At 50.7% G+C, this 17,725-nt stretch carries 12 protein-coding genes; 3 read left to right on the top strand and 9 right to left on the bottom strand.

Going from position 1 to position 17,725, the window contains the following annotated elements:
• The 4 genes from Q7J88_RS00040 to Q7J88_RS00055 form a co-directional block, all read right to left on the bottom strand.
• Window positions 1-731 (bottom strand): putative metal-binding motif-containing protein (locus tag Q7J88_RS00040; protein ID WP_303720102.1); only part of this gene is annotated, 731 nt, incomplete at its 3' end.
• 699 nt (window positions 732-1,430) lie between these two features.
• Window positions 1,431-2,204, bottom strand: coding sequence for a DUF4124 domain-containing protein (locus Q7J88_RS00045; RefSeq protein ID WP_303720103.1), 774 nt, complete (start codon window positions 2,202-2,204; stop codon window positions 1,431-1,433).
• A 163-nt stretch (window positions 2,205-2,367) separates the two neighbouring features.
• Complete coding sequence (locus Q7J88_RS00050; protein WP_303720104.1) at window positions 2,368-2,943, bottom strand: phospholipase A; 576 nt, start codon at window positions 2,941-2,943, stop codon at window positions 2,368-2,370.
• A gap of 100 nt (window positions 2,944-3,043) precedes the next feature.
• Entirely contained in the window at window positions 3,044-3,526 is a 483-nt protein-coding gene (locus Q7J88_RS00055) for a hypothetical protein (RefSeq protein ID WP_303720105.1), read from the bottom strand.
• A gap of 293 nt (window positions 3,527-3,819) precedes the next feature.
• On the opposite strand from Q7J88_RS00055, the gene Q7J88_RS00060 reads away from it, so the two are divergent.
• From Q7J88_RS00060 to Q7J88_RS00070, 3 genes are all read left to right on the top strand, one after another.
• Window positions 3,820-5,565, top strand: coding sequence for an autotransporter assembly complex family protein (locus Q7J88_RS00060; RefSeq protein ID WP_303720106.1), 1,746 nt, complete (start codon window positions 3,820-3,822; stop codon window positions 5,563-5,565).
• Complete coding sequence (locus tag Q7J88_RS00065; protein WP_303720107.1) at window positions 5,562-9,437, top strand: translocation/assembly module TamB domain-containing protein; 3,876 nt, start codon at window positions 5,562-5,564, stop codon at window positions 9,435-9,437. The genes Q7J88_RS00060 and Q7J88_RS00065 overlap by 4 nt, the downstream gene beginning before the upstream one ends.
• A gap of 658 nt (window positions 9,438-10,095) precedes the next feature.
• Window positions 10,096-10,743, top strand: coding sequence for an acetate uptake transporter (locus Q7J88_RS00070; RefSeq protein ID WP_303720108.1), 648 nt, complete (start codon window positions 10,096-10,098; stop codon window positions 10,741-10,743).
• A 124-nt stretch (window positions 10,744-10,867) separates the two neighbouring features.
• Here the strand turns inward: Q7J88_RS00070 and Q7J88_RS00075 are convergent, their stop codons facing one another.
• The 5 genes from Q7J88_RS00075 to Q7J88_RS00095 all read right to left on the bottom strand — a co-directional run bounded on the left by Q7J88_RS00075 (window position 10,868) and on the right by Q7J88_RS00095 (window position 17,605).
• The gene (locus Q7J88_RS00075) at window positions 10,868-12,091 is read right to left on the bottom strand and encodes an MFS transporter (RefSeq protein ID WP_369681925.1); all 1,224 of its coding nucleotides are present in this window, start codon (window positions 12,089-12,091) and stop codon (window positions 10,868-10,870) included.
• An 88-nt stretch (window positions 12,092-12,179) separates the two neighbouring features.
• The gene (locus tag Q7J88_RS00080; protein ID WP_303720110.1) at window positions 12,180-12,881 is read right to left on the bottom strand and encodes a Bax inhibitor-1/YccA family protein; all 702 of its coding nucleotides are present in this window, start codon (window positions 12,879-12,881) and stop codon (window positions 12,180-12,182) included.
• A gap of 66 nt (window positions 12,882-12,947) precedes the next feature.
• A complete protein-coding gene (locus Q7J88_RS00085) occupies window positions 12,948-13,166 on the bottom strand; it encodes a hypothetical protein (protein WP_303720111.1) in 219 nt (72 codons plus the stop codon).
• A 310-nt stretch (window positions 13,167-13,476) separates the two neighbouring features.
• Window positions 13,477-14,826, bottom strand: coding sequence for a class II 3-deoxy-7-phosphoheptulonate synthase (locus tag Q7J88_RS00090; RefSeq protein ID WP_303720112.1), 1,350 nt, complete (start codon window positions 14,824-14,826; stop codon window positions 13,477-13,479).
• A 1,495-nt stretch (window positions 14,827-16,321) separates the two neighbouring features.
• Entirely contained in the window at window positions 16,322-17,605 is a 1,284-nt protein-coding gene (locus Q7J88_RS00095) for a sigma 54-interacting transcriptional regulator (protein ID WP_303720113.1), read from the bottom strand.
• Window positions 17,606-17,725: the final 120 nt, after the last annotated feature.

Consider the following 17,725-nt stretch of genomic DNA (forward strand, 5'->3'; position numbering starts at 1 on the left):
GCCGCGTGACAGTCGGCACAGGTCGTATCAGGGGCCTGGGTATAGACATGCAAACCGATCCAGGAGGTCTCATCAAGGTGGCACCAGGTACAATAGCTGTCTTCGGCAAAGGTCAGATCGCCACCAATGCAATCCTGGTCGATGCCGTCATAAGGGATATCGAGGGCGTCGGGATGGATCGCGGCATCGGTATCGTCGCAGTCATCGGCAACGGCGTTGCACGTCCCGGGGCCGTAATAGCCGTCACCATCCGCATCGACCGGGACCATGACCTCGTCGATCTGCCCGTTGCAGTCGTTATCCACGCCATCACAAACCTCGGCAGCGCCGGGGTAGACCGCAGGGTTATTATCGTTACAATCCACGTCATCAAAAAATCCGTCGCCATCCCGGTCAAAAGGACCGAGAGGATTCGTCGTCGAGACGACTGCGACTCCCCCGTCAAATTGGGCGGAACCGGAGCTGATGGTCAGCGTACCGAAAAAACCGGTGGAGCCACTTTTGCTGGCAAAGGAGCAATCGTAGCCGCCGTCAAAAACAACCGCTCCGCCATCGAGGACCAGATCTTCCGTATAGACGTCCGCTGCCAGACGAAGGGTAAATTCCGACTGCGTGCTACTGGCGTGATCGTAGGCGTCCTGAATCGAACTCGGAAGATAGGCGTCGCCGACAATCTGCGCAGGAGCACCGCAAGCGGCACTGGAAGTGCTTGGCGCGAAAGAAAACAGCAACCCAAAACACGTCAATATGATCGCGAATCTTGTAAACATTGCCATAAGGCCACCCTTCTTGGTCATTTCATCTATAAAGTTTGGGCTAACGATTTTTGGGTATGTGGAAAAAGCAGGGGGATGTAAACAGGCAAAGCGTTGCGTCTTTAAACCGCGTAACTGCTGCACAGCAGAACTCCCTTTTACCTGGATGCCTATGAAAAGCGGCATCTCTTCCCGAAATGGGACATTGCAATGAAATCAATTGAACGACAAACAACAGGCCCAAAAATAAAAAAAACTCATTATTTTTGGTCGCAAAAGAAATACAATTTTTCTGTTTCTGCCCTGTAAATTCTTATCTGATCGCAAGATTTACACCAAAAAAAAGGGAAATACAAAAACAAACAAGAATAACATATAATAATGGTTACTTATCAAATCATGAGTTTTCTGGTCTTTTTTTCTACAACCTGTCAAATCCCATAAAATCCCCAAACCGGCTTGGGGATTTTGCCCAAAAGGTTCCTATCGTCATATTGGGAGCATCCAACTCTGTTTAGTCTCCAGATATATCGGGATGATCCGCTTCAAAAAGGTAGAGCGGCCTAAATAAAGGTTGATGAACAGTTCGTTCTTTTAAGAATTAGAAAGTTGTTAATGGGATTGAAAACTTTGGGGACCGCTGAGGAAATATTCTCTGTTATCGGATCAGCTAAATCAATGAATGGTGGCCTCAATGACTTCCCATTCACTTATGTGCAGCGCACTACCTGGCTCAATTACCACTGTATCATAAAGGGTCTTCAATTCATCGCGACCCACATCACCTTTTAAGGTTTTACTCTCTATCACATGACCATCGACGCCTTTGCCAGCCACTTTCACAGAAGCCATTCCCTGTTCTCCCGGGTTATCGACTTCGACTATTACGCTGAATGTGACGGAACTGGTGCTGTGCTTCACCTCTTCAACGCTCAATGAAATAATTTCCAGCCTTGAATGTCTCGCCTGAGGGCCGTTTGTCTGCCTGTCTTTCTCCAGTAAAAGGTCTATCTTATCGGACCAAGCATAGAGCCGCTGCAGACGAAGTTCCCGATCATCGCTATTTGTTGCCGTAAGAGCGATAAGCTCTTCATTCAACTCGACGATTTCAATTTTCAAGCTCTGAATATCCTGGGCCGTCTGGTCATATTCGTATGCTGGAACTCCGGATAGTATTTCGAATTTGTTGTCAAATTCGATATTAGTCAGTTCAAGCTGCTGATTTAAATACTCAAGTCGAATCGTCTCACCCGTAATCGCCTGAGAATCGCCCTGTTGCAACTGCTCATTTCCAGAAGATAACCTTTTTTGTTGCTTCCCTTCAGGAAGGTCGCTGGGGTCGCTGGTGTAGGTGAGACGCCCCAGGGAATCGATATAAGAGTAGATCTCCGCGAAGGCAGGATAGGAGAGCGCAAAACAAAGGATGAGCGAAATTACCTGAATTCTCAACGGTGTGACCCCTTTTCATTCAACATTAATATATAGATTCAACCAGAGAGCAAAAAAAATCAACCGGCTCAGCCTTTTTCTTTCGATAAATGAAAGAAGCTCAAAACGTCAACCAACCTGTTCATTGATTGAGGAGATAGACCAATCATGCTTACCTACCCCATCAACGGACAAACGAGAACCCGATCCGTAGAGACTCGGAACGGTCACGATAGTTGATCAAGCTTTCCGCAAGAGCGTTGCTGTACTGCAGCTGGAAAAACATATCGAAATTGCTTTTCAGCAGTTTGGAGATTGGGTAAGTCAGATCGGTTTGCAAAGAGGTTCCTTTCCCGGCAAAACGTAAATGGGTGGTCGAAACCAGCCCGCTGGCTTTACCGAACTTGATTTCAAGTTCGGTGTAACCTCGAAATTCGTCCAAATCCGGATTGGTAGCGTCGTCATTATTGATATAAGCCAGCAGTTTGGGGCTAAGCTGCAACCCTAAAGCGGAGCGAGCGTGGTAAAATACCAGCATCGGCTTGATATAGACGGTATTGGTACTGCGCGATGAGTCGGTACCGCGACCATTCGATTCATGCTGGATACCTCCCTGCACAAACAGCCCCTGCAGCCAGCGCGGACGCTTTTCCCAATTGTTTGAGAGCAGAAACAGTTCCGGTTTGTAGCTGGTATCCTCAAATGGCGCCGAGGATGCCGCTAGGTCCCAGAACGAAGTCTGTGTATAAGCGAAGTGCATGCCACTTAGCCGGGGAAAAGCTTTCGACAAAGATCCCGCGGGTTGAACAGCCGGTACTTGAAGCTGATCTGAAACTTGCTTTTCGCCGGATCGGTCCCAACTAGATAATACACAGTTCGTAAGCAGAAATGTTTACCACGTATGGCTGATAGAGGCTAAACAGACTTTCCATGCTCGGGTAAAAATCCTGATCGGCAGTTACTTCTGCAGAAGCAACCTGTTCAGTCGGCAGCGCGGAAGCCATAAAGTTAAGCAAAGTGAAGGATCCTGGGTTCTCAACCAGCAGAACCTCGACCATTCCCTGAAAACGGATCGGCAGTTCGAGGTGATAATCCTTGGTGACGAACCCGCCGGGTGGGATATCCCCAGTGACGGACCCGGTGAGTGCAACCGCTGTCACTAGCGAAGCGGAATGCTCAGCATCCTTAAAACGTAAGGATAGACTTTCGGGCAACTTACCCCGGAATCGTTCTGCAGCTTCGTTGTGAAAATAGATTTTCAGGATCAGTTCTTCTCCTGGCTGCACCTGCAGCGCAGGCAACCTGAGCAGCGGCGTCACCCCTGGTTGAGCCAGACCGTTCATCGCAAGCAACAAAATGCTACAGGCCAGCGACCAATACAGGAAGAACCTTCTATAGCTTAACCTTTTATACATACCCATCAACGTTCCCTTTTTCTATCATGGAACTCCATGGAGCAACGCGCGGAGAATAATTATTAGAAAAATTTATGGGGTTTATGACTCATTCATGGATAAGATACAATCTTAACCGGCTGCTTCTGAAATGGAAGTTCTGATATTTTATAACCACTATCTACAAAAGCTTTTGGGCTCCTGCTATTGCAGCAGATCAAGGAGGCACGACAAGGGGCGGCATGAAAAGTTTGATCGTTTTATTCAGCTTCCTCTGCCTAGCAGTTCCGCTGGCGCAAGCGGCAACCCTTTCCCTCGAAATCGAGACGGACCCTCCAGAGCTGAAGAAAATCCTGCAGACAGCCTTGCTATTGCCTGCGGCCTTGACCAGTGAGCAACAGCCAAACACGCGCTGGTTAAGGTACTTCCAAAAGCAGCTGCCGCAACGGGTTGCCGAGATCCTGCAACCCTACGGCTATTTTGGCTCGCAAATCCGGTCGCAGCTCCTGCACCCGACACCGGAGCAACATGTTCTTAAAGTCCAGGTGGTTGCAGGTGAACCGATTCGGATAACGCAGCTTGACTTGAAATTCTTGGGTCCCGGAACGAAGCTCGAAGATATCCGTGAACTGCTGCAGAAATTCCCGTTAAAACTTGATGACATCCTTCGTCAGGACCTTTATGAACAGGGAAAAGCGCTGCTGATAGAGGATGTTGTGGAACAGGGTTTTCTCGATGCGCATTTCGTAGTCCACCAGATGCGCGTCCACCTGGAGGACTATCAGGCTGAAATCACCCTGCATCTGGCGACCGGCCCCCGTTATCTCTTCGGCCCGACCACCTTCCCCCCCGACACCGGCTACCCGGAGTATTTTCTGCGCCGCTTCCTCAGCCATCATGAAGGTGAGGTTTTCTCCCACGCTGAGCTCGGTCAGACTCAGCTCAACCTGATCGACGCCGATCTGTTTAAAACGGTAACCGTAACTCCCATACATAGCGAAGCGCGGGACGAGAGCATCCCGATCGCCATCGACTTGCAACCGGCCCCGCGGCACCAGTGGCGCCCCGGGGTAGGCTACGGCACCGACACCGGCGCCAGGGTCAGCCTGCGCTACCGCGACCGGAACCTGTTTCGCAACGGCCACGAGCTGCGGGGCGACCTGCTGCTGGCACAAAATCAACAATCGCTGATCAGCAGCTACATCATCCCCGATCCTGATCGACTCGACAGCCAGACCCAGTTGCGGATCGGTTACGACCGAGAAGAGAGTGACAGCTACCTGAGCCGGGAGCTATTTGGCGAAGTGGAATATCAGCGCGCCCTCAGCAAAAGGTTGGTCGGCACCCTGTTTCTGCGTCTGACCCAGGAGTATTCGGAAATCGGCCTGGAGAAAACCCGGTCGCAGATGCTGCTGCCGGGGGTTCGCATGCAATGGCGCCGCGCAGGCAGCCAGCCGAACCGGTTCACCGGATTGTATGGCAGCTTCGAACTCAAAGGCGCTCAGGACAACCTGCTTTCCGATACCAGTTTGGTGCAACTCAGCGCGCAAGTGAACAGCCGGTTCCCGCTGAGGAGAACAATTTTTGCTCTGATCCGTTTGCAGGGCGGAACAACCTGGCATGATGATCCGCTGCGGGAGTTGCCTGCGTCACTGCGCTTTTTTGCCGGTGGCGATCGCAGTGTGCGCGGTTACGGATACAAGACCCTCGGCCCCAAAGATGCCAGCGGCCAGGTCGTCGGCGGCAACCATCTGCTCATCGGCAATTTCGAGTTGGAAAAACGCCTGTCGGACAAATGGGGCAGCGCGATCTTTTACGACATCGGCAACGCCTTTGACTCGTTTGCCGAGTACGACTTGGCCCAAGGAACCGGAATCGGGATACTCCGCTACACTCCGATCGGCCCGATCCGGCTCGACTTGGCCCGCCAGATTGGTCCAGACAAACCGCGCTTGCGACTGCACCTGAGCATGGGGTTCGATTGGTGAGAACATGGCTGGCAAGCATAACTTTAGCCCTTCTGCTTCTGTTTGGGCTTTTCGCAGGCACCGGTTGGCTGCTCTATACCGAGGCAGGCGCTGGCTGGTTTCTCTCTCAATTGGGTGTACGCACCGAAGCAGTCGAAGGAACGCTGATCGGCCAGCTGCGCTTGCGCTCGCTGCAACTTGACCGGCTAGAAACAACTTTGACCTGCGCAATGATCGAACTCGACAGCCGACTAACCGGGCTGTTCCCACTGCGACTCAAAATTGACCGTCTACTGCTCGCCCGTCCGCTGTTCACGCAACAGGCGTCGTCTCCCTCCTCATCCCCGCCACAGCTGAACTGGCCTGATCTCCCCTGGTGGGCGGGATGGCTGGAGATAGAGCTGCGGCAGTTGCGCCTGACGGAGGGTCACGTCCGGCAAGGGACCACAGATCGGCAACTCAAACAACTGACCGCAAGAGGCCGCTGGCGTGAACGGCGGCTGCAACTTTCCGCTTTCGAGCTGAAAACTCCCGATCTACACTTGCGCGGAAACGTGGTGGCGGAGTTCGCCCCCGCAGCATTGCGGTTGGAGCTACAGGCTCAAAACAAAGACCCACAGCAATCTTGGCAACAGCTACAACTGCAGGGCGCGCTGGAAGCGACCGATACTCACCTACTGAGCGGACCGGTCAGCATCACCGTCGCAGACCCGTCCGGCCCCTGGCTGTCGCTAGCCGGGAAACTGGCTCTGGAGAACAATGCGGTGCTGTTCCAGGAACTCCTGCTGAAAAGTGAGCGCCGAAACGGCCGCCTGCTGGCCAGCGGCAGATTGAACTTCAGCTCGTTCGAGGCCGGGCTGACCAGTCGGCTGCAACTACTCGAACTCGACCTGCAGCCAGAAGTCGGAGAGCCGCTCAGGCTCTCTGGAGAGATCGAGCTGAATGGCACGCCGGACAGCTACCATGGTCGGTTCAATCTCGCCAGCCGTGCCGAGCAACCGTTCGCAGCCCAGCTGGCGGGCAACTTTGCAGGTGACCGGCAACAGCTGCAGCTGAGCGAGTTGTCAGGCGAATGGCTGCACGGCCGATTGAGCGGGCAACTGCAAACCGACTGGCGAGAAGGCTGGCAAATAAACGGTCAACTCAGTGGCAGCGAACTCGATCCAAGCCAGATCCACGGACAACTGCAGGGCTCGCTCAATTTTCATCTGGGGTGCGCAGCCAGCGACCGTGGTCAGGGCTTGACCGGGAAGCTGTCTCTGGCCCTGAACGATTCGATCCTCCAACAACAGACACTGACCGGGCAGCTGCACCTGAAAGTCGAACCAGGGCAACTCGAAATCACCAATCTTGAGCTGCAGGGCCGAGGCTTCAGCCTGCAAGGGCACGGCGCACTGGCCGACCAGCTGCAGTTCTCCTGGCAGGTTGAACAGTTGGAACAGCTGCTCCCAGGTATGCGTGGGCAATTGCAAGGCTCAGGGCACCTGGCGCTGGCACCGGAGGGGATCAGCGCAGACGTTTCAAGTCACGGCGAGAAACTGCAATACGCTGATCTAGCTATCGAGCGCTGGCAACTGCAGGGGGCGCTTGCCGAATCCGGGCAAGCCCAGCTGACATTCACAGGTCACAACCTGGAAGAGGCCCGATCTGAGCTCTCTCTCAGGGAGGCCCAACTTGCGGTCAGCGGAACCATCTCACAGCATGTGGTCGATTTCCGTGTCGAACAGACTGGCAGCAATTTGCAGGGGCACCTCAGCGGTAGCTGGAATGATCGGCAATGGCAAGGGGCAATTGAACAGCTTCGTATAGAGGACAGCCGACTCGGCCCTTGGCAGACGCACGAAGCGACCACGCTGCTGCTGGACCAAGAGCGCTTGCAGCTAGGTCGTCTCCGCCTTGACGGCCACTCTGGCGGTTCCCTCCAGTTGCAGGGCAGCTACCTGCCCTCGCAACAACAAGGGGAAGGAGAACTTGCCTGGCAATCTCTCGATCTCATCCTGTTGAACCCGTGGTTAAACAAGATAACACTGACCGGCAGCAGCAGCGGCAGCCTCGTCCTTCAGCAGGCTCCGGCCCGTCTGCATGGGCAGATCGCATGGCAAGGAGAACTCAGCACACCGCGTCAGACGTTTACCCTGACCCGAGGAAACTGGCAGAGCGACTGGGGAGCACAGGGGCTGCAGAGCCGACTCAGTCTGCGACTGCAGGACGGCAGTCAGCTCGATGTGGAACTGGTCAACGATGAAGAATTTGCGACACGTTGGCCACAGCAGCTGCGCCTGCAGCTGAACGGAAAGAACATTGACCTGCAGCGCATTCAACCCTGGCTACCGCCGGGACTGAGCCTGACCGGCAGACTCAATCTGCAGAGCGACGGGCGCTGGGACGCAGAGCAACCATGGCAACTTACCGGTCTGGCCGAGCTAAGCGGAGCAAGGTTGGCCTGGCAGGAAGACGAGGGGCCGTTCAGCACCGACCTGTCGAAGGCTCGCCTGCGCTGGCAATGGCACAATCAGCTCAGCGGCCAGCTTGAGCTGCAATTAAAGCAACGCGGCAATCTCGAGGCAAACCTCAGTCTGCCGCTTGCCGCCAGGTTACCACTGCAATTCGACAAACAGCAGCCGCTACAAGGGGAGCTGTCCGCGCAACTGCAGGAGCTGGGACTGCTTTCCGCCCTGTTTCCCGGCCGGGTACAGGAAAGCAGCGGACAGCTGCAGGTCAAGCTTCAGTTGTCCGGAATTTGGCCGCAGCCGCTGTTCCAAGGAGAGGTCCGGGTCCTCGATTGCCAAGCCTACCTGCCTCGGCCCGGCATTCAACTGGATGATATCGAGCTGCAGGGGCAGTTCGAAGGCCAACACTTCTCGCTCACCAGTCTCCAGGCCCGTTCCGGTAACGGCGCACTGTCCGGGACGGGAGAGATTCAGCTGGTCAACTGGCTGCCAGGCCACTACCACCTGCTGTTAAACGGCACGAATTTTCAACTGCTCAACCTGCCGGAACTGCAGGCCGAAATCAGTCCTGAGCTGACGATCGACGGCAATCTCAAACAGGTCAGCATCAAAGGAACTCTACAGGTACCGAGCCTGCTGGCCAGCGGGCTACAGCAAAACGGTCTGGCGGAGAACAGCCCAGACCTGGTTATCGTCGATGCTCCCGTCACCACCAGCAAACCAATGCGAATTCAACCACAAATCGATCTGCAGCTGCAGCTCGGAGATAAAGTGCTGCTCAAAACCTCCGGGATAGATGCCCGCCTTGAAGGGAGCTTGCACATGCAGTCAACTCCACAGCAGGCGCTGGCGGCGTTCGGTCAGATCAATGTGGCCAAGGGGCGCTATGCCAGCTACGGAGTCAATCTCGACATCAGCCGCGGCAACCTGATTTTCAACGGCGGGCTGATCAGCCAACCACTGCTCGACATTCTGGCACTGCGCACCGCGGGCGAGGTCAAGGCCGGCGTGCAGGTTTCAGGCACCCCGAAACGTCCAGTGGTCAAACTCTATTCCGAGCCAACCATGCCGGAAACCGAGATCCTCTCCTACATCGTCCTCGGTCGGCCGGTCGATGCCCAAACCAGCCAGAGTAGCGTTTTAATGACGGCGGCAGGTGCACTGTTATCCCAGGGAGAGTCGGTGGTCCTGCAGGAGAAGCTAAAGGACAAGCTAGGGCTGGATGTGCTCGATATCAACGCCGGCAACGGGGACACCGAGTCCTCGGTGATCACCACCGGCAAATATCTGCGCCCGGACCTTTATGTCAGCTTTGGCTATTCACTGTTCAACAACAGCAACGAGGTCAAACTTCGCTACACCCTCTCACCAAGCTGGGAAGTAGAGTCGAACTTTGGCACCGAAAGCGGTGCCGACCTGTTCTACAAGATCGATATTCCTTGACGTTTTTTGAAGTTATACTAAATTTTTCAATATCGATTTTTGCAGATTAACTGACAGCTAAACATAAAAATACGAAGCAAATATGAGCATGCAGGCAGCAACGTCGAATAGCAAAATACTTATTTTGATGTTGCCAACCAATACGGTCATGACAACTCTACCTTGTGTGTTCTCGTAAGAAATCTCCCAAGAGGACCTTAAGTGAAAATCAATTTGTTTGGTTGGGATCAGGCGATGGCACCTAAAAGTCTAAATCATTTCTAAAACATTCTTTACTCCCTATTTTTTACAAATTTGCAAAAAACTGCCAGACCTATTCGCACATATGCGGATCCTTTATTTTTTAATTAGTTACATGCTTCATTGTTTGTTTCAGCCCTCATTGAATTCGCATCTGTGCGAATTGAATTTATCTGGCGTATACGCAGAATAAAAACGGAACACTCACCTAACCTGCTGGAATAGAAAGATAATATATTTTTATCGAACAATGTTTGATCTTTGGTGCTTCCCTTGCTGATAGAAGTTGCCGCAGCTTGACAAGGAACTGAGGAGACAGGAAGCCCATGATGTAAAGACGACTCTGCGGATAAAACGAGTCGCCCCACCAAAGGCATTTCTTCATAATCCGAATCACATATCAGGAGGTCGTAAGACAATGGCACAATCAACTAATCTCTCCATCAACGACACCACAGCTAACCCGGCTCCGTTGGGCCTGCTCGGTTTCGGACTGACCACCGTGTTGTTAAACCTGCACAACGCCGGCTTGTTCCCTCTGGATGCGATGATCCTGGCCATGGGTATTTTCTACGGTGGCATCGGCCAGGTTATTGTCGGCATCATGGAGTGGAAAAAGAATAACACCTTCGGGGCCACGGCATTCACTTCGTACGGTCTTTTCTGGCTGACGCTGGTGGCACTGATCATCCTGCCGCAGACCGGCTACGCTGCCAAACCGAACGCCACCTCGATGACCGCCTTTCTTGTCATGTGGGGTCTTTTCAGCACGGCACTCTTTATAGGTACCTTCAAAATCAACCGGAAGCTGCAGGTCGTATTCGGTTCCCTAGTGGTCTTGTTCTTCTTGCTGGCGATTGGTGACTACACCGGCAACCATCAGATTAAAACTTTTGCCGGTTATGAAGGCATCTTCTGCGGTTTCACCGCAATCTATACCGGCCTATCCCAGGTTCTCAGCGAACTGTACGGCGGTTCTTTAGCCCCGGTCAAGGAAGCCGCAATGTCGGCCCTGTTGGGCCAAGAAGAACAAGATGAAGAAGACGAGCCGATTTCCGCACACTGATTCTTTGCGATAGGTTCCAACCAGACAAACCCAAGGAGGATAGGTGTAAAACCTGTCCTCCTTTATTATTCATCAGTCTTCGAGCTATTTTAGACAGTGGGTCTATTATAGGATCAGAAGTGATTCACCCATGCGTAGCTTTTGTCTGATTTTTGTAAAATTTGTTTAATCCCAGAAACCCAAGCAGAGCAATACCGGCAGCAAATGCGCCCCCCAAAAATGTTGCCGGGGCACCAAACTGCTGCCACAGCCGACCAGCCACAAGGCTGGCCAACAACAGAGCCAACCCGCTAATCAATCCAAAAACACCAAAGGCGGCTCCCCGAATCTCTGACGTTACGGAATCTGCAATATGAGCAGCAATCAAGCCCTGCGTTAGCCCCATGTGGATTCCCCAAATGGCGGCGCCGCCAAATACCATCCAAGGGTTTCCGGCAAACGCCAACATCGCATCTGCGCCGATAAGAATGACAAGTCCAAACGACAGCAGCCCTTGTCGGCCAATTCGGTCTGAAAGGAGTCCGACAGGATATGCTGTCAGGCTAAAGGCGATGTTCATTGCCACCAGAATAAGGGGCACAAGTTGGACCTGAAGTCCCACATCCTCAGCTCGCAATATCAAAAAAGCTTCACTGAAACGAGCCATTGTAAAGACAGCGCCGACCAGAACAACCAGCCAATAGCGGCCCCCGAGCAGGGCAAGGGATCGACGACTGAGAGGGAATTTGAATTCCCCTCGGTTTGTCGAAACTGGTTCCCGTACTCCTATTAAGAGCAATGCAACGGCCAGCGCAGCTGGAACAAATGCGACCCAGAATACCTGCCGAAATTTGCCGCCTAGCCAAAACATGAGAGCGATCGCTAGCAGGGGGCCAATAAAAGCTCCGACACTGTCAAGGGACTGGCGCAACCCATAAGCGGCACCACGTTTTTTAGGAGGTGTCACGTCTGCGACAAGGGCATCTCTCGGCGCGCCGCGAATTCCCTTGCCAACCCTGTCGATAAAACGCGCTGAAAATACCGTCGGAACGCCAGGGGCTAGAGCAAACAGAGGCTTGCTCAAAGCGCCAAGACCGTAACCAATCAGCGCTAATGTTTTACGTTTGCCAAGCCAATCACTGAGCGAACCAGAGAAGACTCTGGTCATCATCGCCGTTGCTTCAGCCATCCCTTCGATCAACCCGACGCTCTGTACGCTGGCCCCAACCACATTGACAAGGAAAACCGGCAGCAGACTGTGGATGATCTCTGATGAAAGATCCATGAGCAGGCTGACAAAGCCCAATGCCCAGACCGTTGGATGAATCTTCCGTGTAGCAGAAGTTTTAATTTCTGTCTGAAATGACATCGTCAATAAACAAAAACTAAAATAGGAGAAACTGACATCAGCCAATCCCTCCTATCAAATTCAGGTCACTGGATACTGGACTTCTGCGTCATCGCCGATTCCCCATAATCCGCAACAGCATGAGGAACAGGTTGATGAAATCAAGATAGAGCGCCAAGGCGCCGAGAATTGCTGTTTTGTGCCTCGATTCGCTGTCTGCGAAGCCATTCCGGCCGATCATCTTGATTTTCTGGGTGTCATAGGCGGTGAGGCCGACAAAGATAAAAACGCCGAGGTAGCTCGTGACCCAAGTGATCATCGCGCTGTGCAGAAAAATGTTGACCACAGAGGCGATGATCACACCGATCAATCCCATAAACAGAAAGCTTCCCCATCCGGTCAGATCACGCTTAGTTGCATACCCATACCCACTCATAACCGCAAATGTGCCAGCCGCTATCATGAAGGTGCTGGCAATCGAACTACTAGTGTAAAGTAGGAAGATGCTAGCGAAGGTGACCCCGTTCAATGCGGAGTAAAGCAGAAACATCATCGTGGCAGTCATCGCGCTGATGCGGTTGATCGCTGCCGACATGGTAAAAACCAGTCCCAATTCTCCAATGATCAGTCCATAGAAAACCAAGCGATTGCTAAAGACTAGGTTGAGGAGGCTCTGACTGGAAAGAGTCAAAAAGGCAGACAGAGCGGTCAATGCCAGTCCGGCGGTCATCCATCCATACACCTTGGGAAAAAATCCGCTGGTCGTTGTTAAAGTCACTTGAGTCTGATAGCTTTGCTCGTGTCCGTACATAATATTCTCTCTTTTTGATGGTCTTCGAAATCAGGACAAATCACAGCAACCCTGACGCTATTTCTGTTAATCGTGGTCAGCATCATGCTGCCAGTTTTGGTCTGACCCCGTCCAGCAATCCGTTGCATGATCACTCATATGATCGCCGGATTGAGAGCCCATCCAGCCATTCATATGGCTCCACTTACTACCATACATGTAGTGGTCCCAAGCAAATATGGAAAATGCCCCCAGCAGAGTCATCAGAACGGCCAACGTGACGATTAATGTTTTATTCGCTTTCATAACATGTCCCTTTCCGTGTTGTGCCGACGAGATAATCCTTTCATCGTCAGCTCCCCTTCATGGTTATTATACGACACGGAACCTTAAGGGAGCCTTAACGGGACCTGTTGCCTCCGGAGGGCATTTTTTAAACAAAACATAAACTTCAACCACAAACCATTTAAATCTTTAAAACACCCATAATGTTATCGGAAACTTGAACTTGAGCTTTCTAGCAATATCATGTTGTGCTTTTTTCGTCACGTTGGGACTCCCTTCGTTGGCAAAAAACCAGTATAAACTGTCTACCTAAGTCGTGAGATTCATAAAATTAGCCATGAACCATCTGTGCTATATGGAACGCAAGATCAAGGCTTTGCTCCGCGTTTAGCCGCGGATCGCACTGAGTTGCATAATTGAGTTTGAGATGATCATTCTCAATTTTCCGCCCACCGCCGATACATTCAGTTACATTCTCTCCTGTCATTTCCAGATGAACCCCGCCCGGAACTGTTCCCTCAGACCTGTGGATCTCAAAGAAACGGCTAACCTCGGTCATGATGTCGTCAAAATTTCGGGTTTTATGCCCGCTTTCGGCAACATAGGTATTGCCATGCATCGGGTCACAGCACCAAACAACCTTACAACCTGCCTTTTTCACTCCCCTCGCCAATTGTGGCAAATAATCTCCAACCTTGCCAGCTCCGAAACGGGTAATAAGGGTCAGTCGCCCTGCTTCATTGTCAGGATTTAGTTTTTCGATTAAGCGCAAAGTTTCACCAAGATCGTAACTCGGCCCGAGCTTTAAGCCGATCGGGTTAAGAATGCCCCTGAAAAACTCGACATGCGCACCGTCTAGTTGACGGGTCCGATCCCCGATCCAGACCATGTGAGCACTGCAGTCATACCATTCGTCGGTGATCGAATCTCGGCGTGTCAACGCTTCCTCGTAACCTAGCAGCAGCGCCTCATGAGAAGTATAGACATTTGCCTGGTTAAACTGAGGGCTGTCAACCTTGAGACCGATGGTTTCAAAAAAGTTCAAGGCTTTTGAAATTTGTTCAGCTAATTGTTCATAGTTTTGACCGACTGGAGAATTTTTAACAAAATCGTGGTTCCATGAGTGGACTCGGTGAAGCGCAGCATACCCTCCCTTAGTAAATGCACGGAGCAGGTTCATCGTTGCGCAGGACACATAGTATCCCTTGATTAATCGTTGTGGATCCGGGCGTCGCGCTTCAGGAGTAAATTCGGGGCTGTTAACCATATCGCCCCGGTAGCTCGGAAGTTCCTGGTCACCAATTTTTTCCATGTTCGACGACCGTGGCTTAGCAAACTGACCGGCAATCCGTCCAACCTTAGCAACAGGCTTGCCGCCAGCATAGGTCAAAATAATAGCCATTTGCAGCAGAACTTTTAGAGTTTCACGAATATAAGGAGCCGTACATTGAGAGAAATCCTCTGCACAATCCCCACCCTGTAAAAGAAAAGCCTTTCCTTCAGCCGCCTTGGCCAAAACAGCTTTGAGATCGCGAATCTCGCCTGCAAACACCAGCGGTGGAAAGGTTGAGATCGTTTCGATTGCCTGCTGATACTCATCAGGATCGGGCCACGGTGGAATTTGCGCTGCAGGAAAATTACGCCAGCTCGACGGATACCAGTTGCTAGATGAATCAGACATAAATACCCCTATCATATATTTTGAATTACAAACTAGGTAATATCACAAAACAGAAAATAATTATATTCACTCGCACCTACCGTGCTAAAGAAGCGTCATCTTATTTAACAAAACTTGGGAAGAGACTATACCCACTAGTAGGGCAATATTTCACCCAGATAACGAATCGTTTGATATCTGGTCCGATATCTGGCTGAATACCCTTGCCTTCCTTTTAAAAAGTCTTCTGAAATAAGAGGGGGCTTTGAGGTCGGTCCGCAATAGAGAACACATAAAGTTGGCCAGGCAGCCACTTGCTGATTGATTTTTTCCAATATGCCGCCCGCGAGAGGTTCCCTAGACTGGCATGTCTCCTCTGCCGACTGTAAAATAGAAGATGTCTCTTGAAACACCTATAACCTGTCAAGCTTTGGAGACATTTCCCATTTCTTCTACCAGATTCAACAATTCCACTTTGTGTCTAATGATTCTTTCGTTAGCATTAAACATGAGAGTTACATTTCTGTGTTTTGATGGTTTCGGTCGCACCTCCATCAAAACTGGTATCCCTCTCTTTTTCAAGCCTGGTGTCAGATCAAGTCTGAACTACTGCAGCTAAATACCAATCTTGCGCTGATACGGACAACTCTTGTGAAATGAAAGAATCCGGTTAAGGCCTTCCGCAGTCAGGATGCTAAGGTGAAAAATAATCTCTGCCTTCGTTTTTCCCTTCAGGTCTGAAAGGATGCATCCAGACAAAGGCTGACAGTGGGGGCAAGTCATCACCAGGGAAGCTATTGTATTTTTTAGATTCATTGCGGTGCCATCCCGTTAGATGCCTTCACCCAGTTTTTAATGCCTACTATATCTATGGACATAGACAAAAGCAGCTCACTGTTTGGCACCTCCTCCAATGCTGGTCCACTGACGAAATTGTCAATAGCAAGGTCCCTTAAGTTTTTTTTCTGATCTGCCAGTTGCATTCTGGTAAGCCTTAACCATGATCGAATCGAAACATATTTAAGTCGAGCTTGGTCCAGAGTTCTGGATTGGTTTTCACTTGAAACTGTTCACTCATGGCTATTCCTCCGTGGATGGCAATAAAATAATAATTCGAGTCTAGCTATAGGTGGGTTAGCAGCATCAGTCAAATAGATAAATTCTATCAAACCGATGAAAGATATTTATAATTTCGATATGAGTAGTAACGAGATTCGGACTTTGAGTTTCATTCAGACAGAACGGAATCTCACAACTTTTTAATTTTCAAAGAGAAATGCCCCCTGAGAACCTGAGGCATTCATCTTTAAAGTTACTAGTTTTGAGATCCAACCCCCGAAACAGAAAGGGCCCGGCAATAACGGGCCTTACTTTTTTTATTAATATGATCATTGGTAAACAAACTTATCACTGAAAGGCGCAAGGGGTTTGAACGAAAAAACGGCGCTGCAAGCCAAAAGGCTCTCTGCGCCGCCGCTGATAGTCCCAAAAGTGGTAGAGTGACAGTCGCAAGTATTTAAGTTAAATGCGGTTCATATTGATCAAGTTTTCTCAAAAAATTACGATAGGATATCCCTAGCCGATGTGCTGCGTTGGTTTTGTTCTGCCCACAGGCTGCGAGCTCTTTTTCAATCATCATGCACTCAAATCTGGTGGTTATCAGTTTCGTAAGTTCAGTCAACGTATAGTTATCTGCTGGCAAATCTGCAAGCAGATCCATCTGGTTCCAGTCAACCGCTTTCGACTGTTGCTGTGTCGTCGCGCCCCCCGTGGGTCCTACAAAGCTTCCCAGCAAAGCAGTTTGCTTCATGTAGTTTTCCAGTTCACGAATATTCCCTGGCCAAGTGTGGTTTCGCAGAGTTTCGATCTCAATAGGACTAAGCTTTCGGAACGCTCGATCAAACTTTGCACAATAGAAGAGGAGAAATTTATAAGCCAGCAAAACAACATCCTCACTCCGTTCTCGCAACGCAGGCAAGTAAACTGGCAACTCACAAAGTCGGTAATAGAGATCGCGACGAAAACGTCCTTTTTCAATTTCCTTTTCGATATTCACATTGGTCGTGGCGATAATGTTCGCCGATACGGGGATCACCTTTTGTCCACCGACTGGGGTAAACTGCTTATCCTCAATAACACTCAGCAGTTTAGCTTGGAGATGTGGCTCGATCTCAGATATTTCATCGAGCAAAATGGTTCCTCCCGCCGCCAAGCGAAAATAACCCGGGGCAGAAGACTTGGCATCAGTGAATGCTCCCTTTTCGTGACCGAAAAGTTCGCTTTCGAATAAAGAACTGGGAATACTGGGACAGTTAACTCTGATGAAGGGGCGCTCCACTCCGCAACGCTCGTGATGAATCTGTTTTGCCAGAACATTTTTGCCTGTTCCAGTTTCTCCTCTAATCAGAACATTGAGCCCTGATTGAGCGATCTCCGGTAGGATCGCTTTTATTTCCCCTATTTTTTGGGAAAATGCCATCATATTCACCCGTGAGAAAAGCGGGTTCTCTTCCTGCAACCGAATCCCCAAAACCATGTCGCCTTCACAATGTTCAATACGACAAATAGTCCCAGCGCCAATTTCGTAGTAGTGGTCCTCGCTAAAAGATAAACGCAGATCGACATGTTTATCCAAGCTAACCGACAAGGATTCGGGCACACACAACTTCAATCCTGCAGGACTGGCATCCAGCACAAATCCAGACTCCCAGTTTTGCTGCATACAATTACTGATCTGTAATGGCAGGTACAAACTTTCACGTGGATAACAACGACGATCATTCAATGCAGTCAGTGGCATATCGCCCCCTCTATTCAAAAAGTAATTGGAACTTTTTAAAAGGCTAAAGACATGTCCTACATGTTTGCATTTTCATTTAAATTGCCTAATCCATATTGTTTTTAGAACAATTAATATCTC

It is taken from the genome of Malonomonas rubra, assembly GCF_003247215.1.
Lineage (GTDB): Bacteria > Desulfobacterota > Desulfuromonadia > Desulfuromonadales > Geopsychrobacteraceae > Malonomonas > Malonomonas rubra_A.

What these genes read in the sequence shown, in the direction of transcription:
- Q7J88_RS00050 (WP_303720104.1), bottom strand. Translation starts at nt 2,943, where the DNA reads ATGCACTTCGCTTATACACAGACTTCGTTCTGGGACCTAGCGGCATCC.
- Q7J88_RS00055 (WP_303720105.1), bottom strand. Translation starts at nt 3,526, where the DNA reads ATGAACGGTCTGGCTCAACCAGGGGTGACGCCGCTGCTCAGGTTGCCT.
- Q7J88_RS00060 (WP_303720106.1), top strand. Translation starts at nt 3,820, where the DNA reads ATGAAAAGTTTGATCGTTTTATTCAGCTTCCTCTGCCTAGCAGTTCCG.
- Q7J88_RS00070 (WP_303720108.1), top strand. Translation starts at nt 10,096, where the DNA reads ATGGCACAATCAACTAATCTCTCCATCAACGACACCACAGCTAACCCG.
- Q7J88_RS00075 (WP_369681925.1), bottom strand. Translation starts at nt 12,091, where the DNA reads ATGTCATTTCAGACAGAAATTAAAACTTCTGCTACACGGAAGATTCAT.
- Q7J88_RS00080 (WP_303720110.1), bottom strand. Translation starts at nt 12,881, where the DNA reads ATGTACGGACACGAGCAAAGCTATCAGACTCAAGTGACTTTAACAACG.
- Q7J88_RS00085 (WP_303720111.1), bottom strand. Translation starts at nt 13,166, where the DNA reads ATGAAAGCGAATAAAACATTAATCGTCACGTTGGCCGTTCTGATGACT.
- Q7J88_RS00090 (WP_303720112.1), bottom strand. Translation starts at nt 14,826, where the DNA reads ATGTCTGATTCATCTAGCAACTGGTATCCGTCGAGCTGGCGTAATTTT.
- Q7J88_RS00095 (WP_303720113.1), bottom strand. Translation starts at nt 17,605, where the DNA reads ATGCCACTGACTGCATTGAATGATCGTCGTTGTTATCCACGTGAAAGT.